Origin of the sequence: Homoserinimonas aerilata (assembly GCF_006716125.1) — a bacterium.
Lineage (GTDB): Bacteria > Actinomycetota > Actinomycetes > Actinomycetales > Microbacteriaceae > Homoserinimonas > Homoserinimonas aerilata.
Map to the genome: position 1 here is coordinate 657,646 of NZ_VFOM01000001.1, position 20,872 is coordinate 678,517.

Sequence of the window (20,872 nt, forward strand, 5' to 3'; positions counted from 1 at the left end):
CGTGACAGCTGACCAGAAGCCGCGTTCAGAGAAGAATGCGATCTTCAGACTCCTGGCGTTTCTCGCACTGCCCTTCATGCATCTCGTCGCACGCTACGAGATCATCGACGGGCACAAACTGCCCAAGCAGGGCGCATTCGTTCTTTCGCCCAACCACTACAGCGAGATCGATCCGGTCGTCATCGGGGTCGTGATGTGGAAGCTGGGGCGTATGCCCAGATTCCTGGCGAAGGCGTCGCTCTTCAAGGTTCCCGTTCTGTCGTGGCTGCTGCGCGCATCCGGCCAGATTCCTGTCGAGCGCACCGGGTCGGCGCGCAACTCCGAGCCTCTGAAGGCTGCCGCGACCCTCGTCGAGAAGCAGCTTGCCGTCGTGATCTACCCGGAGGGGTCGCTCACGCGTGAGCCGAATCTGTGGCCCATGCGCGGCAAGTCGGGTGCGGTGCGCATGGCCCTCGAGGCCGATGTTCCGCTGATCCCTGCGGCGCATTGGGGAACCCAGCTCGTGATGCCCCGCTACGCGAAGAAGATCAGTCTGTTTCCGCGCAAATCGATCAGCGTGAAGTTCGGTGACCCGGTGGATCTCTCCGCCTATCGTGGGCGTCGTCTCGGCGCGGCCGAACTCGCGGAGGCGACAGATCTGGTGATGGCCGCCATCGCGGGTCTCGCATCCGATCTTCGGGGTGAGCCTGCACCCGCCGAGCGCTGGGACCCGACGAAGAACAACCAGAAGGAGACGGGCCGGTTTTGATCAGCACGAGGCCGATCCGCATCCCCATCGAGGGCGCCACCAGGGTGGCCGTGCTCGGTGCGGGCAGCTGGGGCACCACCTTCGCCAAGATCCTCGCCGACGGTGGGGCGGATGTCGCGCTGTGGGCGCGCAGACCGGAACTGGCGCGCGAGATCGCCGAGAGCAAGCGCAACAGTGACTACCTGCCGGGCGTGAACCTGCCGCGCACGCTCTGGTCGAGCCATGTCATCGAGGAGGTGCTCGACGGCGCCGAGATGGTGTTCCTGTCGGTGCCGAGCCAGTCGCTGCGCAGCAACCTGCGTGACTTCGGGTCGCTGATCCCGCGGGATGCGCTTGTCGTGAGCCTCATGAAGGGTGTCGAGAAGGGCAGCCGCGCTCGCATGAGCGAGGTCATCACGCAGGAACTCGGCATCGACCCGGCACGCATCGCCGTGGCATCCGGCCCCAATCTGGCGCTCGAGATCGCCAAGGAGCAGCCGACGGCCGCGGTTGTGGCATCCACGAGCCTCGACACGGCGACCCGGGTGGCGATGGTCGCCACCAACCCGTACTTCAGGGCTTTCGTGAACACGGATGTCATCGGCACGGAGTTCGGCGGCGTACTCAAGAACCTCATCGCGGTGGCCATCGGCATCGTCGACGGCGTCGGCTACGGCGAGAACACGAAGGCGTCGATCATCACGCGCGGGCTCGTCGAGATGACCGACTTCTCGGTCGCCTACGGCGCGCAGGCGTCGACGCTCTCAGGCCTCGCAGGCCTGGGCGACCTCATCGCCACCTGCGAGTCTTCGCTGTCGCGCAACAACACGGCCGGACGTCTGCTTGGCCAGGGCTACAGTTTCTCCGATGTGATCAAGCAGATGAACCAGACGGCGGAGGGGCTCTCCTCGGTGGCGCCGGTGCTTGAGCTGGCGCAGGAGAAGGGTGTGGTCATGCCCATCGTCTCGCAGGTCGCCGAGGTGCTCGCCGGCACGATGAACCCGCGCGACATCGCGCCGCACCTCACGACCGACTCGGCGCTGCCGCAGGGGGAGTAGGGAAGGCGGGCGATGCCGACTGTGCAGGCTGCGCCACGATATGAGGAATCCGCGGCTGGCCTCTGGGCCTAGCTAATCAGTCGCCCCGAAAAGCGGGATGTCCCGGTCGTCGAAGACAATTGGAGTGCCCGCTTCGTCGCAGCGCGCTGCGACGATGTCCTGGCCGTTCCAGAAGCTCGCCTGCGCCGACCGTTCGCCGTTGAAGGCTGAAGTGAAGTTCTGGCTGGTGAGTTTGATCGTCTCGCGGATCTCATCCGAAAGATCTTCGTCTGAGGCAGACACGTCCCACGCAGCAAGCAGGCTCGCTCGGGCGTCGTTTCTTTCTTGTGATGTCGAAGACTCGGATGTGCGCACTTCGATGTAATCGTTCCAGACTTCCTCGTACTCGGAGCAGAACGCGCTCGTCACTCCGGGGCCGGGGGCGGCACAACCTGATAAAATCATCGTCGCAGTAGTAACTACGGTGAGAGTGACGCCTCTTAAGGAAGCTATCCGACGGTCGGCACTACGACTCAAAGTACATAATCCCTACATTCAAGTAGATGGTGCATGCTTGTTTACGGTACTGGGGTGCGTTGGTCTGAAAGATATCTTGGCAGGTATACAAACTAGTCAGCCACGTGTAGCAGCGGCCTTGGTATTCGTAGTTGCACGGTCCGGCATTGGCGGGAGATGCAGTACCACCAAGCACGCTGCCAATCGCCATAGCGACGGCTGCCATGCTCAGACCTATCCTGGATCGAGTTTTCATCGGTTGCCCTCGGGTTCTACTTAGTGCGCATCATTGCGCAGGAGGCCCGTTTATCGAGAGGCCTTCAGCAGCAGTTTTTCATCGTCCACTGGAGTTGGGTAGTCGGCATTTGGGAGGACAGCGATGCGGTGCAACGTCGGCAGCGCGAGGTCACGAATGCCAGCGCTACCGGTTTTGGCTGCAGATTAGTGAGATCTCACTCGCCTGAAACCAAAACCTCGAGAACGGCGGGCGGATAGGCCGCGCGAGGGGCGTGCGACCGTTACAGGGAGCAGCGCTCGCCCGGCCGGTGCGGCGAGATCGCCCAGCCGGTGGAGGGCAGGCGGAGCTACACTGTGGAAATGTCCGCACGACGTGAGGAATATCGCGAGGCACTTTCCCGAGCACATTCCCATGTCCTCGAGTGGCTCGACTCGGTCCGGGCCCGGCCGGTAGGCCCCCGAAAGACGGCCGACGAGTTGCTGCCGTCGTTCTCGATGCCGTTGCAGGAGCATCCGATCGACGCGGCAGATGTGGTCGACGAGCTCGCGCGGCTTGCCGAACCCGGGCTGATGGCGATGCCGTCCGGCCGGTTCTTCGGCTGGGTCATCGGTGGCACGCTTCCGGCCTCGTTGGCGGCCGATTGGCTCGTCACCGCGTGGGATCAGAACGCTGCGCTCCGCTATGCGACCCCGGCGACGGCGGCCGCCGAGGAGGCCGCGGGAGCCTGGCTTCTCGAACTGCTGGGGTTGCCCTCGGGCGCAGATGTCGGCTTCACCACGGGCGCGACAGGATCGAACTTCGTCGGGCTGGCCGCAGCACGACGGCATGTGCTCGACCAGGTCGGATGGGATCTCGTCACCGATGGGCTGACCGGCGCGCCTCGGGTGAACGTCTTCGCAGGCCGCGATCGGCACGCATCCGTCGACCTGGCGCTGGGCTATCTCGGGCTCGGCAAGCCCATCGAGGTGGCGGCAGACGACCAGGGCCGCATGAGCGTGAGCGCGCTGGCAGAGGCGATGGGTGCCGTCGACGGCCCCGCCATCGTCTGTCTGCAGGCGGGCAATCTGCATTCCGGAGCATCCGATCCGATGGGGGAGGCGGCCGCCGTCGCCCACCGGCACGGCGCGTGGGTGCACGTGGACGGGGCCTTCGGCCTGTGGGCGGCAGCGAGCCCGAGCCATCGGCACCAGCTTGCTGGGTTGGAAACCTGCGATTCCTGGGCGACGGATGCGCACAAGACGCTCAATGTGCCGTACGACTGCGGCGTGGCAATCGTGTCGCGCCCGGAGGCGGTTCGATCGGTGTTCGGGGCGCACACCAGCTACCTGATCGCCGACGACCACGGCCCGGGCGATCCGTTCGAGAAGGTTCCGGAGTTCTCCCGTCGCGCCCGTGGCGTTCCCGTCTGGGCGGCGCTGCGGTCCCTCGGCCGGTCCGGCGTCGTGGCGCTCGTCGACCGACTGGTGGCCCATGCGCAGACCTTCGCCGGCGCGCTGGCCGACATGCCCGGCGTCGAGGTGCTCAACGACGTCGTCTTCACGCAGGTGAGCATCAGCTTCGGCTCTGATGAGCGCACCCGCAGTATCACCGCGAGGATCGTCGCCGACGGCACCACCTGGATGTCGGGCTCGCACTGGGGGGGCCGGGACATCCTGCGCATCTCGGTGAGCAACTGGTCGACGGATGACGACGACGTTGCCCGCAGCCTCGCGGCGATCGAACGCGCAATCGCCGCAGAGGACGCCGTCTGACGCCTTGGGGTCGGTCGACGTCGTTGGACGGCCGCGGTGTCGCACCCAGATTCTTGACGGCGAGACTGCACGAATCGCACGCTTTTGGCCCGAGACCGTACGTTTCGTGCAGTCTCGCCGACGGTCGGCGTGCGTGTGTTCGCCGAGAGTCCGCAAATTGCACGCTTTTGGCCCGAAACCGTGCGATTTGTGCAGTCTCGAGGCCTGCTGGTTGGCTGGGGAACCCGCTGAACCCGAGAATGCCCGAATCCGAACGGGGGACCCGGATGCGTACCCCGCCGTGCGTTGTGATTGGTTGTCGTGGCATTCAATAGTGCTGGGACAGGCGGCCCCGGATCCTGAATGCCACGCTCCGCTGCGATCTCGGCGATAACGGTAGCTGAGGAGACCTCCGGCGTCGACGACTGGGGGCAAGCCCTTCCGACGATGCGCCAGTGTACTGTTGCTAGGTGATCACGGCACTGGCAGATGGGCGGCTTCTCGCCGAGAAAACGGGGTCATCACCGGCAGCGGTTGTGGCCCTGCACGGTTGGGCCCGCAGCGGTGCTGACTTCTCCCGTGTCGTAGACGGTCTCGACGCCGTCGCCATCCACCTGCCCGGCTTCGGCATAACCCCCGAGCCCACCGAGGCCTGGGGCAGCGAAGACTATGCGGATGACCTGGCCGACGCCCTCGCAGGCCTGCCGCCCGTGATCGTCGTAGGGCATTCCTTCGGCGGGCGCGTCGCCGTGCGCCTCGCCGCGAAGCACCCGGAACTTGTGCGCGGCCTCGTGCTGACCGGCGTTCCGCTGCTGCGTCTCGCCGCCGCACCCAAAGCATCCGCCTCATACCGTGCCGTGCGCTGGCTGGCGAAGCGCGGCCTCGTGTCGCCGAAGGCGCTCGAGGCGCAACGGCAGAAGCACGGCTCGGCCGACTACAAGGCCGCCCGCGGCGTCATGCGTGACGTGCTCGTGAAGGCCGTCAGCGAGAACTACAACGACGACCTCGCCCGCATCGCCTGCCCCGTGCGCATGGTGTGGGGCGAGAATGACACGGCGGCGCCGGCGGATGCTGGGCTCGCCGCGAGCAGGCTGCTCGCGGATGCCTCCTTCCGCACCGTTCCCGGTGCCGGGCACCTGCTGGAGGGCGCGCTCGTGCCCGCCCTGCGCGAAGAACTGCACACCCTCATCGAACAGCTGGGGCCGAACCGGGAGGCGCACGCATGAGCACCGCAGACATCGTCACACTCGTGATCGGCCTCGTGCTGAGCGTCACCGCGCTCGGTCTGGCTGGCGTGCGCTGGCTTCGGGTCGCGCAGCGTGAGCACTACATCGCCGGGTGGACGACGCGCATCGCTGCACTCTGGGCGGTGCGGCTGCCCATCAACATCGTGCTGAAGATCGTGGCCGTGCTGCTGGCCGTAGTCGGCCTGTTCCTCTGGAGCGGCCTGCCGCTGATCGGTCTCGCGCTCACCGCCCTGCTGCCGTGGGGTCTCGGCCTCCGCGGCAGGAGCGCGCCACTCGCCTGGACGGACCGGGCCAAGCGCCTCGCCGTCGCCTATGCGGCCGTGCTGCTGCTCGCATCCGCCGCACTGCTGATCGCCATCGGGTTCGCCGGCGTCGTGCTCGTCGTGCTCGCCGCCCCGCTGCTCATGGACCTCGTGCTGGTGCCCATGAACGCGCTCGAGAAGAGCCTCTCGAACAAATATCTGGTCAGCGCCCGCAAGCGGCTCGGCCAGGTGCGACCCACCGTCGTCGCCATCACGGGCTCCTACGGCAAGACGTCCACCAAGGGTTACGTCGCGCATGTTCTCGCGGGCGCGTTCTCGGTGGTCGCCTCCCCGGCCAGCTTCAACAACCTCATGGGGCTCTCGCGTGCCGTCAACGACCGCGTCGTGCCCGGCACCGAGGTGTTCGTCGCCGAGATGGGCGTGTACGGCCCCGGCGAGATCCGCGAACTGAGCGCAAGTTTCCCGCCCGACATCGCCGCCATCACGACGATCGGCGAGGCCCACCTGGCGCGCATGAAGACCCGCGAGACGATCGCCGCAGCGAAAGCCGAGATCACCGAGCGCGCCAAGACCGTCGTGCTGCCCATTGACCAGCCGGAGCTCGCCGCGCTCGCCGCCCGATGCCGAGCGGAGGGCAAGAGGGTCGTGACCGTCTCGACGATCCCGGGCACAGAGGCCGACGCGGTCGTCGATGCGGATGCCGGCACCGTCACCATCGCAGGCACGGTGCACCCGGTCGAGGTGCCGGGAACAGGGCACGCCGTCAACATCGCCGTCACCATCGGCATCGCGCTCGCGCTCGACCTCGACGCATCCGCCATCGCCCCCCGCCTGGCCTCGCTGCCCGGCTCGCAGCATCGCGCCGAAGTGCAGCAGGCGCCGAACGGCACAACCATCATCGACGACACCTACAACTCGAACCCCGTCGGAGCGGAGCGCGCGCTCGAAGGAGCAGCGGCCCTCGCGGCGGAACGCGGCGGGCAACTCGTGGTCGTCACCCCCGGGATGGTCGAGCTCGGCCCCGTGCAGGAGCAGCGCAACAGCGAGTTCGCGCAGTCGATCACGCGCCACGGCGGGCAGCTGCTCATCGTCGGCCGCACCAACCGTGCGGCGCTCCTCACAGGCGCTGCCGCAGCGGAGCATCCGCCCCTCGTCTTCGACCGCAGGGAGCAGGCCGTGCAGCGCGCTCTCGATCAGGCAGCCGAGCGAGGCGTTATCCTCTATGAGAACGATCTGCCGGACCATTACCCCTGATCGCGCCGCTTCGGCGCACGAGGGACGCATCGGGTGCGGCGGATGCTGCGGGCCGGATGCGGGCCGAACGCGAACAACGGATGGCAATGAGCGAAACCTGGGCCGTACTGTTCGGGGGCCCCTCCCCGGAGCATGAGATCTCGATCCTCACAGGGCTGCAGGCGGAACGGGTGCTCACACAGGCCGGCGACACGGTTCTGCCGATCTACTGGGCACCCGCCGGCGGCTGGTATCTCGTGCCGACCGGAACCGAGGCGAAGGACTACCTGGAGGGCGTGCCCGCCGGCTCGAAGTCGATCGAGGTTCGCGTGGGCGACAAGCCCGGCCTGTTCGTGAAGAAGCGCTTCGGTGAGGACGAACTCGAGCCGTCAGCCGTGCTCGTCACCCTGCACGGCGGCATCGGCGAAGGCGGGGGAGCGGCGGCGCTGTTCACCCTGCTCGGCATGCCAGCAACCGGATCGAGCCTGTTCGCGGGCGCCGTCGGCATGGACAAGTTGGCCTTCGGCGGGCTGCTCGGCACCGCAGGCATCCCGTCGCTGCCGCGCGAACTGCTGTCGCAGACGCGCGAGCCGTCATTCGCGGGGCCCTACATCGTCAAGCCGCGCTTCGGTGGATCATCGATCGGAATCGAGATCGTCGAAGACGTGGCCTCCGCCCGCGCCGTCGGCAAGGCCAGCACGCACCTGCGCGCGGGAGCCGTTCTGGAGCCGTACCGGCCGGAACTGGTCGACCTGAACATCGCCTTCCGTACGCATCCGACGCTCGAGGTCACGCAGCTGGAGAAGCCGCTGCGGGGCGGCTCGAACGAATCGGGCCTGTACTCCTACGCCGAGAAGTACCTCGCCGGGGGAGCAGGCGACGGCGGGTTCACGAACGCGCCGCGCGAACTGCCCGCGAACGTCGCGCCGGCGATCGCCGAGCGAGCTGCAGAGCTCGCGGCGCAGGTCGCCGAGGTCACCGGCCTCACCGGCATTGCACGCGTCGACCTGCTGCTCGACGAGACCAGCGGTGAACTCTTCGTCAACGAGGTGAACTCGATCCCCGGCGCCATGTCACTGTACCTGTGGGCTCCGCAGGTTCCCGCTGCAGAGGTGCTGCGGGGTGCGCTCGTTGAAGCACGCGACAAGCGCTGGGTGCTGCCGTCCGGCGGCTTCGGCTCGGGTGCGGCACTGCGTGCCGCCGGTGGCATCGCGGGCAAGCTCGTGGGCCTCGACGGCCCCCGCGGCTGAGCACTAACCCGCTGGTCGAGGTGGTGCGCTCCGGCGACCCGCTGGTCGAGGTGGTGCGCTCCGCCAACCCCGCTGGTCGAGGTGGTGCGCTCTGGCGCGCCAGTCTCGGGACCAGCCCGCGAGCTACTCCGCCGCCGGCTCTGTCCCGAGCACGTCCTCGGCCGCGGTGCAGGCGCCCTGCGCGGGCAGGCTGCCTACCGCGTTGCCGAGCGCGACGAGCGCGTTCGTCCCTGAGGCGAGGTCGCTGTCGACGGTGACGCGCACGGCGGGGTCGCGCCCGTATGTGGTGAAGACGTAGGTGGGTGCGTCGCTGTCGTCGCGCAGCCAGTCGACGTTCTTCAGTGTGAAGCAGGGGAGGGTGGATGGCCCGGGCACTTCGACTCCGCAGTGGAGGAGTATGGCGGCGGGGCTTCCCCATGCGGCTGTGGCCTGGGCATCCGTCTCCCGCTTGTCGAGTTCGTCGATGGCGGTGGGTATGCGCACCATGATCTCGGCGCAGTCCGGGTTGACGGCGTCGACGGCGGCCGTCATGGGCACGGCCTGGGAACATCCGGCTAGCGCGAGCGTTCCGAGGAGTGCGAGGGCGGTGAGGGCTCCGGCTTGAGCCGGGCGGGGCAGTTGTGACATCCCCTACAGGCTACCGTTGAGGACTATGACGGATGCCGTGACCCTTTCCGAGATCGGGGAGTCTGCTGCTCTCGCCCGCATCTTCCCGCGGCTGCCTGAGGCGAAGGCGACGCTGCTGGGCCCGGGCGATGATGCGGCGGTGGTTGCGGCGCCCGATGGCCGTTTCGTGGTGACGACGGACATGATGATCCACGGGCCCGATTTCAGGCTTGCCTGGTCGTCGCCGTTCGATCTGGGGTGGAAGGCCGCGGCATCGAATCTGTCGGATGTCGCGGCGATGGGTGCCGTGCCGTCGGCGCTCGTGCTGGCGCTTGCGGTGCCGGCGGAGACGCCGGTGTCGTTCCTTGAGCGTGTGGCCGATGGGATGCGGGAGGCATGCGCGGAGCTGTCGGCGGGCTGCGGTGTTGTCGGGGGTGACCTGTCGGTGTCCGCGGCGATGACGTTCGCGGTGACCGCGTTCGGCGATCTTGAGGGGCGGATGCCGGTGCTCCGTTCTGGCGCGCGCGTCGGCGACACGGTTGCCGTGTCCGGGGCGTTGGGTGCTGCGGCGGAGGGCCTGCGTCTGTTGTTCGAGCACGGCGTCGACGAGCGGGGCGAGCCGGATGCGGCGCGCGCCTCCGCGCTGGGGGATCGCACGGCCGCTCAGTTGCGACCGCGGCCGCCCATCGCCGACGGGCGTCTGGCGGCGCTCGGCGGGGCCACGGCGATGTTGGATCTGAGTGACGGGCTGGCGAAGGATGCCGCCCGGGTCGCGGCGGCGAGCGGCGTGGCGATCGATTTCGCGTCGGCTGCGCTCGGTGACGACCCCGAGTTGGCTCTGGGCGGCGGCGAGGACCATTCGCTGTTCGCGACGTTCCCTGCGGGCACGGCGCTGCCCGGCGGCTTCCGGGCCATCGGCACCGTCGTCGAGGGCTCGGGTGTGCTGCTCGACGGAGCGCCGCATGATGCTTCCGGCTGGGACCCGTACACGGGCTGGAGCGGTGCCCGCGGCTGAGCCGAGGCACAACGCTCCAGCACGAAGCGCGTCGAGTACTGCAATCGGATGCTCCGGGTCGCCGTGAGCATCCGATTGCCGTACTCGAGCGCGAGCTATCGCCTGGTGGCGGCTGCGATGACATCCGCTATGTCGCGGATGGCGAGCAGCGGATGCCCCGTGCGGGCTGACATGCTGACGAGCAGGTCGTCACCGGATGCCGTCACGATACCGGTGGCCCCGGCGTGGGTGCTCGGCACCGCGAGGGGCGTCCATTCCGCTCCGTCCGCCGACACCCAGACGACCGGGCGTGAAGCATTGCCTCTGGCCCATCCGCCGGATGCGACGAAGCCGCCGTCGACGGCGACGGGCGAGGAGATGCTGCTGCCCCGGGTCGCGGTGAACACGGTCTTCCAGTCGATGCCGTCGTCGGTGAAGAGCAGCACATCGCGGCCTCCCGTCTTGGCGGAGACGATGACCCCGTCGTCGTTGCTCGCGCATCCGTCGAACCAGCCGTAGCTGTCGTCGAGTTCGCCGAGGTTGAGGCGCTGCCACATGCCGTTCGCGGCGGGCGACCAGGCTACGGCGCGATATTCCCCGATCTTCGTTTCGGCGTGGCCGACCGCGATGGGGTCGCCGTTGGGGAGCGCGCACGTCTCGTACGCCTGCGATTGGAGGTCTTCGCCGCCGAATGGGCCTGCGCTGGTCCATGCGACGCCGTTGGGGGATGTCCAGATGTTCGCGTGTCGTGCCTGCCCGGTTATGGCGCTTGCGCGGGCATCACCGGTGGCCACCCAGAGCCCGCCCACTTTGGCGGCGGCATGGAAACCGATGGCACCTTCGGTGGGGAACCCGGTGACCGGAACCCACTCGTCGCTTCCAGACGCTTTGTGCTGGCCTCGGATGAGGATTGATAGGGAGCCATCGAGGAACTCCGAGCCGAGTACGAGCTCCTCACCATCCGATGTGGCGCGCACGACTGATGACAGCCCGGCCATGCCTTCCGTCTCGACGGGATCGTCCTCGACGGTGCGGTCGCCGTCAAAACTGGCGGCCGAGAGTTCAGACGTGTTTTTCCACCCGCCGTCGGTGATGGTGAAGCGTGACCGGGCGAGGGTCAGCCGAATGCCGTCGGGATGTTCGTCTATCGAGGAGATATATGACGGATCGACGGTGGATGCGACGGAAACGGTGTCGGTCCAGCCCCGACCGATGGAGAAGATTCCCGAGCGCAGGCTGCCTCGTGCCTCGATGATCCCGATGACGCTGGCGGCGTCGCGGGGCACGGATGCGCCGGACATGCCGCTTGCCGGATTCGCCGATGTCTGTGAACGGAACGTCCACACCCCGTCGGCGCTGCGCGTGTACACGCTCGACTCGCTGCTGTTGTCGTTGCCGCCGAGGGAGCTGACGATGCCCTTGTTCGTACCCGGTGCTCCGAGCCAGTCGCTGGACAGCGAGCCAGAATCGTGGTTCTCCGATGACGGGGGCACGGTTTCGACCGTCCAGCTCGTTCCGTCGGCTGAAGACCAGGCCGCGGCACCGTATCGGTTGTCATCGTTGACACCTGCACCGGTCAGTACATAGCGCCCACCCGTCCAGACCGCTCCACGCACTCTGTCGTCGGTGCCGCCGATGGGCGTCGCAGTGTCGCCCCAGGTGAGGCCTCCGTCATCCGACACATATGACACCGCGGCACCGTTGTCGCCCTCGGCTGCCGGGTTGGCGATGAGGATGGCGTGATCATCGTGCGCCACGACATGGGCGATGCCGAGCAGCTCACCCTCTTCGGGCTGGGGCGGCTCGATCTCGGTGATCTCGTCACCGGTGATGACAACACCGCTCACCGTGCCGTCGCGGTCGGGTCCGAGCACAATCACACGGCCGTCGGTGACGGCGATCGCCGTGATGCGGTTCTTGTCGGCGAAGCGCTGGGGGAGATCCACCTCCGTCCAGGTGGTGCGGTTCTCTGAGGCCCACAGGCGTGACCGGGTCAGACCGTCGTGCCAGACCTGTCCGCCGAGCGCTGTCAGGGAGGCGTCGCCGGCAAGGGTTCCGGTGAACGATCCGTCGATTTCGGCGACGGTCACGGCCTCCCAGTCTTCGCCGTCATCCGATACCCAGACGGTCGGGATGCCTCCCTCCCCGGGGGCCGTCAGAGATCCTCCGAACGCGAACGGAAGGGCATCGTCGCCGGGCAGCACGGCCCCGTCGATGTCGGCCTCGTCGCCGGAGTGCAGCATCGAGTCGGGAACATCGATCGTCACGGTGTCGACGAGAGGGGGCGTCAGCCCGGGCTCCGGCACGCATCCGGCGAGACCGAAGGTGAGCGCGGCGGCTGCGAACGCTGCGACGGCTTTTCGCTGGGTGACCCGACGGCTTGCCTGCTGTCTACTCGACGTGCCGCTCATTGACGCGCTCCTTCTGTGAGCCCCCGTTCGGGGGTGGAAGCGTTCACATTACAGACGCGAGTCATCGTCGAATCGGTTATCCACAGGGTGACGACGGGTGATTCTTGCTCCCAGGTTGGCCCCCTGCCGTCGAGTACGGCCTTCGGATGCTCCGGCTCGCCCCAAGCATCCGAATGGCGTACTTGAGCACCCAAGGAGTGAGGAACTCGCGACTGAGAAGTGAGAAGCGAGAAGCGAGAAGTGAGAAGCGAGAAGCGAGGCGGGGTGCGAGCAGGCCGGACTACTCGGCGATGGCCCACCAGAGTGTTGTGTCACCGTACTGGCGGCTGCGTTCGGGTTGCAGCCCCGCGGGCCAGCCGGGTTCGGGTGAGCGGGAGCTGCGTTCGACGAGCACGACGGCGCCGGGCGTGAGGCTGAGCGCGGCCAGGTCGGCGGCGAGTTCGGCTTCGCCGAGTTCGTAGGGCGGGTCGATGAAGACGAGGTCGTTCGGCGTCGTGTTCGAGGCGAGGAATGTCTGCACCGGCGTCGCGGCGACCTCGATGCGCAGCTGCTGCGGGGCGGACTTCAGCAGTAGCGCCGCATTCTTTCTGCAGACGGCGGATGCGGCGGCGTGCTTCTCGACGAGGGTCACGTGGGCGGCGCCCCGGCTGGCGGCTTCGAGGCCGAGCGCTCCCGAGCCGGCGTAGAGGTCGAGCACGCGCGCGCCGTCGATGGCGTCGCGCGCTTCGAGCGAGGAGAAGATGGCCTCGCGCACACGGTCGCTTGTGGGTCGGGTTCCTTTGGGGGGCACGGCGATCGTGAGCGAGCCCGCGAAGCCGGAGATGATGCGGGTCATGGTTCGAGCCTAGACGGATGCCGTGAGCGGCCTCGTCGCCCCGCCCGCGCATCCGCCCCGCCCCGCATCTGCCTCGCCCCCGCCCCGACTCCGTGTTCAACCGACACTTCGCGACACAACTGCACCCGTACATGTGGCGTGTGTGTCGCGAAGTGTCGGGCGGAGGCCCTCCGGAGGTCGGGTGGAGGCCGGGCGGAGGTCGGGCCGGGCCGACCAGAGCCCTCGCGCGGCGGCGTCGGCCCCCGCTGGTACGTTCGAGAGGTGGAATCGGCTCTCGACGCGAAGCTGGGCTCGGTGCTCGGCGGGCGCACTGCTGCCGCCCTGCAGAAGGGGCTGGGGCTGGCGACGGTGGGCGATCTGCTGTCGCACTATCCGCGGCGCTATGCGTTGCGCGGTGAGCTGACGGCGTTGACGATGCTTCCCGGTGGCGAGAATGTGACGATCGTCGCCGAGGTGGTGGAGGTGCGTGAGCGTTCGATGCAGAACCGGCGCGGTTCTCTGCTGGAGGTCCGCATCAGTGATGGCACGGGCATCCTGAGTCTCACTTTCTTCAATCAGGCGTGGCGCAAGGCGGAGCTTCGGCCGGGCGTGCGCGGTATCTTCGCGGGCAAGGTGGGCGACTATCGCGGCACGCCGCAGTTGGCGCATCCCGACTATGAGCTGTTCGAGCCGGATGCGGAGAGTGATGCTGAGGCGCAGCGTGCGTGGGCTGAGCAGCCGGTGCCGATCTATCCGGCGACGGCGTCGGTGACGTCGTGGCAGTTGCAGAAGGCGGTCGGGGTTGTGCTCGACACGCTGCCTCCGCTGGCGGATCCGGTTCCGGATGCGATTCGTCAGGAGCGCACGTTGATGGCGTACCGGCGCGCCCTTGAGCTGATCCACCGGCCGAAGAAGGACATCGAGTGGCGCGCGGCGCGCAAGGCGTTGCGCTTCCAGGAGGCGTTCGTGTTGCAGGCGGGGCTTCTGCAGCAGAGGGATGTGTTGCGGGCGCAGGCGGCGACGCCGCGGGTCCCGCAGGCGGGCGGCTTGCTTGAGCTGTTCGATGCGCGGCTGCCGTTCGTGCTCACCGACGATCAGCGCACGGTCGGCGAGGAGGTGGCGCGCGATATCGCTTCGGATGCCCCCATGAACAGGCTTGTGCAGGGTGAGGTCGGTTCGGGTAAGACGCTTGTGGCGTTGCGCGCGATGCTGGCGGTGGCCGAGTCGGGTGGGCAGTCGGCGCTGCTCGCCCCGACGGAGGTTCTCGCTGCGCAGCATCTGCGCTCGATTGTGGCGACGCTGGGGCCGGAGCTGGCGGCTCGGCTGCGGCCGACCCTCATCACGGGCCAGCTGGGCATGGCGGAGCGCCGTAGGGCCACCCTGGCTGCGGTCTCCGGTCAGGCGCACATTGTGGTGGGCACGCATGCGCTCATGGGCGATTCGGTCGAGTTCTTCGATCTGGGGCTTGTCGTTGTCGACGAGCAGCATCGTTTCGGGGTGCAGCAGCGGGAGGCGCTGCGTCGCAAGGGCGCTGTTCCGCCGCATGTTCTTGTGCTGACGGCGACCCCCATCCCGCGCACGGTCGCCATGACGGTGTTCGGCGATCTTGATGTGTCGACCATTGCGCAGTTGCCGGCGGGGCGCATCCCGATCGAGTCGTTTGTTGTTCCGCTTGCTGACAGGCCCGGCTGGATGGGTCGGGTCTGGGAGCGCATGTCTGAGGAGCTTGCGCAGGGCAGGCAGGCGTTCGTGGTCTGCCCGGCGATCGATGCGAGCGCGCCCGATCCGGCGGATGCCCCGGATGCCCCTGACGCCGCCGCAGGCACGCACGGCCCGCCCGCGAAGCCCGCCACGGTCGTGGAGGTGTTGGAGGAGCTGCGCGCGAATCCGCTGTTCACGTCCGCGCGCATCGAGCCGTTGCATGGCCGCATGTCGAGCGAGGAGAAGGATGCGACGATGCGGGCGTTCGGCGCGGGCGAGATCGATGTGATCGTGGCGACGACGGTGATCGAGGTGGGCGTGGATGTTCCGAATGCGTCGACGATGGTCGTGCTCGATGCCGATCGCTTCGGCGTCTCCCAGCTGCATCAGTTGCGCGGCCGGGTCGGCCGGGGCGGCGTTCCGGGGCTCTGCCTCATGGTCACGAGCGCGGAGCCGGAGACCCTCGCCCGTGAGCGGGTGGAGGCTGTCGCATCGACTCTCGACGGCTTCGAGCTGGCCCAGAAGGATCTCGAGCTGCGTCAGGAGGGCGATGTTCTGGGCAGCACGCAGTCGGGCGGGCGGTCCAGTCTGCGGCTGTTGCGGGTGGCGAAGGACGGCGCGCTGATCGGGGAGGCTCGGGAGCTGGCGCAGCGGGTGTTGGCCGACGATCCTGGCCTGGCCGGGCATCCGGCGCTGAGGGATGCGCTCGAGCGGCGTCTCGACGATGCGGCGCGCGATTTCATGGCGCAGGCGTGATCGGATGCGTTCAGCGCGCATCCGGCATTGTCACAGATTTGTAACGAGCGGCGGCTAGGCTGGGGGTATGAGCAGGATCGCCGTCGTCCCAGGTTCGTTTGACCCCGTCACTCTGGGGCATCTCGATGTGATCGAGCGTGCCGCGGCCATGTTCGATGAACTTCATGTCGTCGTCGTGCACAATCCGGGCAAGACGGCTCTTCTGCCGGTCGCTCAGCGGGTGCAGCTGATCGAGAGGGCGATCGCCGATGCGGGCATCGTCGGCAAGATCAGGGTCACGTCGTGGATGGTCGGCCTGCTCGTCGACTACTGCACCGATGTGGGTGCGAGCGTGCTCGTGAAGGGCGTGCGTTCGGGCGTCGATGTCGCCTATGAGACGCCGATGGCGATTGTGAACCGCAATCTGGCGGGCGTGGAGACGGTGTTCCTGTTGCCCGATCCGGCGCACGCGCACGTGTCGAGTTCGCTTGTGCGGCAGGTGTCGGCGCTCGGCGGCGATGTGAGCCCGTATGTGCCGCGCGCGGTTGCGGAGTTCCTGCAGAGCCCCTCTGCGCCCTGAGCACCGTGCCGTGCAGGTGCTCCCGAATGCTGCCGAAGATTCCTGATGCGCTCCGTCGCCAAAGCTGACAGACTCGCCACACAGGCAACAGCGGTGGGGGACTGATGGAGCACGCTTCGATGGAACACGCACTACCCGAGCAGGCGGATGCGCTGATGACGGCGACCGAATTCCATGAGTTGAGCCGTGGCATCCTGCGCAGCATCCGGACTGTCATCGACGGCAAGGATGAGGCCATCGAGTTGGCGCTGACGGTTCTGCTTGCCGAGGGTCATCTTCTGATCGAGGATGTTCCGGGCGTCGGCAAGACGATGCTGGCGCGCGCTCTGGCCCGCTCGGTGGACTGCACGGTGAGTCGCATCCAGTTCACGCCTGATCTTCTGCCTTCTGACATCACGGGCGTCTCGGTGTACAACCAGGGCGAGCGGCGCTTCGAGTTCAATCCGGGCCCCATCTTCGCGAACATCGTCATCGGTGACGAGATCAACCGTGCGAGCCCGAAGACGCAGTCGGCGCTGCTGGAGAGCATGGAGGAGCGTCAGGTCACCGTCGATGGCCACAGCCATGTTCTGGTGCCGCCGTTCACGGTGATGGCGACGCAGAACCCTGTGGAGATGGAGGGCACCTATCCTCTTCCGGAGGCGCAGCGCGACAGGTTCATGGCGCGCATCTCGATGGGCTACCCCGACGAGGTGGCGGAGCGGGCGATGCTGCGGCAGCGTGAGCAGTCGAGCCCGCTCGATCGTGTGACGCCGGTGGTGTCGTTGGATCAGCTGCGGGAGATGATCACTGCTGTTCGCAGCATCTACGTCTCGCCTGCCGTTGAGCGTTATGCCGTTTCGATCGCGCAGGCCACCCGGGTCGACAGTGAGCTTCGTCTCGGCGCGAGCCCGCGCGCGACGCTGCAGCTGGTGCGCGCGGCGAAGGCCTGGGCTGCGCTGGATGCCCGCGATTTCGTGCTGCCTGATGACATCGACCAGTTGGCGGTTCCTGTTCTCGGGCACCGTCTCATCCCGACGTCGCGCGGTTCGCTGCTGGCCGGCGCGTTCTCGATCGATGTGGTGACCGACATCATCCACCGCATCGTCGCATCCACTGTCGTTCCGCTTGCGGGCGACGATCGCGCTTAGGCCCACGCGCATGTCGCTGCGTTCGAGGGTTGCCGGGCTGCTCGGTCGTGACGGCTCGCGCCGCAGTGCTTCCCTGGGCCTGACGGTGCGGGGCTGGGGCACGGCGATGGTCGCGGCGGTGTGCCTCATCACGGTGTATTTCACGGCCCTCGACGGCATGCTCTTCGTGGGCGTGTTCCTGGCTGCGGCGCTCGGCTGTGCCCTCCTGTCGGCTCACCATCGCAGGCCCAGGCTGGCGTTGCACCGCTCGTTCTCGACGACGCGCATCACGGCTCGGCATCCGGTGACGATTGCCCTGCAGTTGGCGAATCGCTCGGAGCGGCCGGTTGCGGCGGGGCACTGGTCAGATTTCTGGTCGTGGCGCACTTCTTCTGTGTGGGGTCCGGGCACGCTGACGGGGTCGAGTGAGCCGGGCGAGTTCGGCCCGTTGCGGCCGAGGTCGGCACGTTCGTTGAGCGTGGCGCGTCTGGCGCATGTGTGGGAACCTCCGCGGCGCGGCGAGTTCGTGTTGGGCCCGCTGGTGGTGCGGGTCACTGATCCGTTCGGCTTGGCGTGGGCGCTTGTCACGGTCGGCGATGCGCATGGCGTGACGGCTGTTCCCGAGGTCGTGCCGCTTCCCGACACGGGCCTGGCCTTCGCGGATGCCGACGGCTCGGCCCGTCGCATCAGCCACCGGGCGGTGGGTGGCGAGCATGATCTGACGACTCGTGACTACCGGGCGGGTGACCCGCTCAGGCGGGTGCACTGGCGGGCGTCTGCGCATCATGGCGAGCTGATGGTGCGTCAGGAGGAGCAGCGCAGCAATGCCGAGGCGACGATCGTGATCGATACGCGTGCGGCGGGGTATCCGGATGCGAACCGGCTGCGGGCTGCGGAGGATGCGGAGAGTGAGCTCTTCGAGTGGGCGGTGAGTTTCGCGGCGTCGCTGGCGGTGTTCCTGAACGATGCGGGGCTGCTCGTGCGCTTCGTGGAGACGGGCCCCGCCCAGCTCGATGCGGATGACGGCAGGCCGCTGATCGATGGTCTCGCGCGCATCGAGCTCACGCATGGCGGGGTCGAGCAGGAGGTGTCGTTGGCGCTTCCGGGCCGCAGTTCGGAGGGGAGCGGTGGCACGGTGGTGACGGTGCTCGCGGACCCTGACGAGCAGACGATGGCGGCGATGCTGGCCGCCCGTAATGCGTTCTCCCTTGCGGTGGCGTTCGTGCTGCGCGGTGATGCGGATGTGCGGCGCGATGACGTTCTGGGCCGCCTGCAGGATGCGGGCTGGTTGTGTGTCGATGTCGCCGACGGCGTCACCGTGGATGAGGCGTGGCGCACCGCTGGTGATCGGGCGGGGAGGCGTCGTGCCTGAGGCGAAGACGCGCAGGGACTGGCGCATCAGCGTGGCGTTGCTGGTGGTGATCATGGCGGCCCTCGGCGGCTGGGGCGGCGTGCTTCAGGATGTCTTCTGGTGGCTCATCGTGCTGGGCGAGTGCATGATCGTGCTGGGTGCTGCCGCCGCGACGCGGGTGTTCACCGAGTCGCGCATCCTGCCGTCACTGGTGTCGATCGTGGCCGCCGTGTTCGCGCTTGAGATGGTCACGGTGCCGACGTCGACGTTCTTCGGCATTCCGACGGGTGACACGCTGGCGGCGTGGTCGCAGTTGTGGTTCTCCGGCGTCGCGTCGATCCAGGCGCAGGCGACGCCTGCTGTCGTGGATGAGGGCATCCTGTTCCTGCTCTGTCTGGGCGCGGCGGTGTTGGCTTTGCTGGCCGATCTGGTGGCGATCGCGTTCCGCCGGGCGGCGGGCGTGGGCCTGCTCGTGTTGCCGCTCGTGCTCGCAGCGCCTGCTATCGGCCGCGGCTCTGTTGACGTGTTCTGGCTTGTTGTGACGGCGTTGGCGTTTCTGTATCTGCTGGCGTCGAGCCATTCGGTGCGTGAGCGGGCGGTTCCTGGCCGGCGCGCCTGGGATGCGGCTGCGATCGCGGCGGCGGCTCTCGTCGCGGCCCTCGTGCTCCCCGTGCTGTTGCCGACGCCACAGCAGTTGTCGGTCACGGGCGCGGGTGGTGCCGGTTCGATCGTGAACGGTGTGAATCCGATCATCCGGCTCGGCGATGACCTGCGCAGGGAGGATGAGCGGGTTGCGTTGACGTACAGCACGGAGTCGGGTGACCAGCACTATCTACGTCTGATGAGCCTCGCGGTGTTCGGCGACAACTGGTCGCAGCAGCCGAATCCGATCCCTGTGCGGGGTTCCGACGAGCCTGCTCCCGCCCCGGAGGGGGTGTCGGGGGATGTGCCGCGTTCGCCTGAGACGAGCTTCATCGATGTGGAGCAGTTGGGCGGGTCGTGGCTGCCGATCCCGTATCCGGCGACGACGGTCGACGGCCTGCGCAATGATGCGCTGTGGCAGGCGAATCTGGCGTTGCGCAGCGGCTCGCGATCGATCCAGGGTGAGACGTTCACGGTCGATTCGCTCGTTCTCGAGCCGACTCCGGAGCAGCTGCTGGCGGCGGGGTCGTCCGTTCCCGAGGCGGTCGACGAGTTCGCGGTGGCTGACGAGGCGTGGCCTGCGATCATCCGCGACACGGCGGCCGCGGTGGCCGGTTCCGCCGCCACGAACTACGAGAAGGCGGTCGCGCTGCAGCAGTTCTTCCGTTCGGGCGGCGATTTCTCCTATTCGGAGTCGGCGCCCGTCGATGAGGGTTATGACGGTTCGGGCGCCGAGGTCATCGGGGTGTTCCTGCAGGAGAAGAGCGGCTATTGCGTGCATTTCGCGTCGGCGATGGCGCTCATGGCGCGCACGCTGCGCATCCCGTCGCGCGTCGCGGTCGGCTTCCTGCCGGGTAGTTCGACGGGGCAGAGGGATGACGCGGGCCGGCCGGTGTGGGAGGTCACCTCCCAGCAGCTCCACGCCTGGCCCGAGTTGTTCTTCGAGGGGATCGGCTGGGTGCCGTTCGAGCCGACGATGAGCCGTGGTGTGCTGCCCTCCTATTCGAGCGGGCAGACGCCGGGCGTTCCGACTCCGGCCGCTCCGTCGCAGGTTCCCTCTCCGGGCGCGACGGCTCCCTCCTCCTCTTCGGGAGCCCCGGAGCGTCCGGATGCCGGTGGGCTCGGTCCGGATGCGGCGCAGCCCGAACGCGGCGTGCCGTGGGGAGTCTTCGTCGTTCTCGGCGTGCTGTTGTTGTTGCTCGTGCCGGCCGCCGTGCGGGCGTTGCAGAGGCTCGCCCGCCTGCCCAGGCGCGACGCGCATCCGGGTCTGGCGTGGACCGAGCTGTTGCAGTCGGCGGAGGATCTGGGCGTCGCCGTCGTCGGCGAGAACACTCCGCGGGAGAATGCGGTGCTGCTTCAGCGCCTGCTCGATCGTGCCGAGGAGGGGTCGCGTAGCGCAGCGGATGCCCCGCCCGGCTCTGATTCGGAACATCCGGTCACCGACGAGGCCTTGGCGGGGCTGCTGGCCGCGGTCGAACGTGCGAACTTCGCGACGCCGGCCGCTCGTGCCGCCTCGTCGCCGTCGCAGGGGGCCACTGCGCCTTCGCATAGGGAGATGAGCGCCCTGCTGCGGCGTCTGCGGGGGGCCTTCCCGCGGGGCCGCCGCATCCGCTCGGTGTTGTGGCCGCATTCCATCGTGGGAAGGGTCATGAAGGTCATCTCCTGAGCGCCGGGCCTTTCGCGACTTA

16 protein-coding genes are annotated in these 20,872 nt (G+C 67.9%); 12 read left to right on the forward strand and 4 right to left on the reverse strand.

Annotated elements, in window-relative coordinates:
- The first annotated feature begins 1 nt into the window (after position 1).
- Together FB562_RS03090 and FB562_RS03095 are read left to right on the forward strand one after the other, a co-directional pair.
- A complete protein-coding gene (locus FB562_RS03090) occupies positions 2–748 on the forward strand; it encodes a lysophospholipid acyltransferase family protein (RefSeq protein ID WP_246081320.1) in 747 nt (248 codons plus the stop codon).
- Positions 745–1,785 carry an NAD(P)H-dependent glycerol-3-phosphate dehydrogenase gene (locus FB562_RS03095; protein WP_246081321.1) on the forward strand — a complete coding sequence of 347 codons (1,041 nt, stop codon included), beginning with the start codon at positions 745–747 and terminating at the stop codon, positions 1,783–1,785. Before FB562_RS03090 ends, FB562_RS03095 begins: the two co-directional genes overlap by 4 nt.
- Before the next feature lie 72 nt (positions 1,786–1,857).
- On the opposite strand, the gene FB562_RS03100 is transcribed toward FB562_RS03095, so the two are convergent.
- Positions 1,858–2,229 carry a hypothetical protein gene (locus tag FB562_RS03100; protein ID WP_141879798.1) on the reverse strand — a complete coding sequence of 124 codons (372 nt, stop codon included), beginning with the start codon at positions 2,227–2,229 and terminating at the stop codon, positions 1,858–1,860.
- 648 nt (positions 2,230–2,877) lie between these two features.
- Between FB562_RS03100 and FB562_RS03105 the strand changes: the two genes are divergently transcribed.
- From FB562_RS03105 to FB562_RS03120, 4 genes are all read left to right on the forward strand, one after another.
- Positions 2,878–4,269 (forward strand): pyridoxal phosphate-dependent decarboxylase family protein, encoded by a 1,392-nt coding sequence (locus tag FB562_RS03105; RefSeq protein ID WP_141879799.1) that lies wholly within the window; start codon positions 2,878–2,880, stop codon positions 4,267–4,269.
- A gap of 449 nt (positions 4,270–4,718) precedes the next feature.
- Entirely contained in the window at positions 4,719–5,474 is a 756-nt protein-coding gene (locus FB562_RS03110; RefSeq protein ID WP_141879800.1) for an alpha/beta fold hydrolase, read from the forward strand.
- On the forward strand, positions 5,471–7,012 hold the full coding sequence (locus tag FB562_RS03115) for a Mur ligase family protein (protein WP_141879801.1): 1,542 nt from the start codon (positions 5,471–5,473) through the stop codon (positions 7,010–7,012). Before FB562_RS03110 ends, FB562_RS03115 begins: the two co-directional genes overlap by 4 nt.
- 86 nt (positions 7,013–7,098) lie before the next feature.
- Positions 7,099–8,241: a D-alanine--D-alanine ligase family protein gene (locus FB562_RS03120; RefSeq protein ID WP_185740443.1), complete on the forward strand. Its 1,143-nt coding sequence runs from the start codon at positions 7,099–7,101 to the stop codon at positions 8,239–8,241.
- A gap of 123 nt (positions 8,242–8,364) precedes the next feature.
- Here FB562_RS03120 and FB562_RS03125 read toward each other — a convergent pair whose 3' ends face one another.
- Positions 8,365–8,868 carry a DUF3515 family protein gene (locus FB562_RS03125; protein WP_141879803.1) on the reverse strand — a complete coding sequence of 168 codons (504 nt, stop codon included), beginning with the start codon at positions 8,866–8,868 and terminating at the stop codon, positions 8,365–8,367.
- A 25-nt stretch (positions 8,869–8,893) separates the two neighbouring features.
- On the opposite strand from FB562_RS03125, the gene thiL reads away from it, so the two are divergent.
- Positions 8,894–9,862 carry a thiamine-phosphate kinase gene (gene thiL, locus FB562_RS03130; protein ID WP_141879804.1) on the forward strand — a complete coding sequence of 323 codons (969 nt, stop codon included), beginning with the start codon at positions 8,894–8,896 and terminating at the stop codon, positions 9,860–9,862.
- 95 nt (positions 9,863–9,957) lie between these two features.
- On the opposite strand, the gene FB562_RS03135 is transcribed toward thiL, so the two are convergent.
- Positions 9,958–12,252, reverse strand: coding sequence for a hypothetical protein (locus tag FB562_RS03135; RefSeq protein WP_141879805.1), 2,295 nt, complete (start codon positions 12,250–12,252; stop codon positions 9,958–9,960).
- A gap of 280 nt (positions 12,253–12,532) precedes the next feature.
- Positions 12,533–13,087, reverse strand: a complete 555-nt coding sequence (gene rsmD, locus FB562_RS03140) for a 16S rRNA (guanine(966)-N(2))-methyltransferase RsmD (RefSeq protein ID WP_141879806.1) — start codon at positions 13,085–13,087, stop codon at positions 12,533–12,535.
- Positions 13,088–13,348: 261 nt separating this feature from the next.
- Here rsmD and FB562_RS03145 point away from each other — a divergent pair, with 261 nt between their 5' ends.
- The 5 genes from FB562_RS03145 to FB562_RS03165 all read left to right on the forward strand — a co-directional run bounded on the left by FB562_RS03145 (position 13,349) and on the right by FB562_RS03165 (position 20,850).
- Positions 13,349–15,523 carry an ATP-dependent DNA helicase RecG gene (locus tag FB562_RS03145; protein WP_141879807.1) on the forward strand — a complete coding sequence of 725 codons (2,175 nt, stop codon included), beginning with the start codon at positions 13,349–13,351 and terminating at the stop codon, positions 15,521–15,523.
- A 67-nt stretch (positions 15,524–15,590) separates the two neighbouring features.
- Positions 15,591–16,082, forward strand: coding sequence for a pantetheine-phosphate adenylyltransferase (gene coaD / locus FB562_RS03150; RefSeq protein ID WP_141879808.1), 492 nt, complete (start codon positions 15,591–15,593; stop codon positions 16,080–16,082).
- A gap of 119 nt (positions 16,083–16,201) precedes the next feature.
- Positions 16,202–17,212, forward strand: a complete 1,011-nt coding sequence (locus tag FB562_RS03155; RefSeq protein ID WP_425459812.1) for an AAA family ATPase — start codon at positions 16,202–16,204, stop codon at positions 17,210–17,212.
- Between the two features lie 10 nt (positions 17,213–17,222).
- Complete coding sequence (locus FB562_RS03160; protein ID WP_141879810.1) at positions 17,223–18,563, forward strand: DUF58 domain-containing protein; 1,341 nt, start codon at positions 17,223–17,225, stop codon at positions 18,561–18,563.
- Positions 18,556–20,850 (forward strand): transglutaminase TgpA family protein, encoded by a 2,295-nt coding sequence (locus FB562_RS03165; protein WP_141879811.1) that lies wholly within the window; start codon positions 18,556–18,558, stop codon positions 20,848–20,850. The genes FB562_RS03160 and FB562_RS03165 overlap by 8 nt, the downstream gene beginning before the upstream one ends.
- The last annotated feature ends 22 nt before the right edge of the window (positions 20,851–20,872 follow it).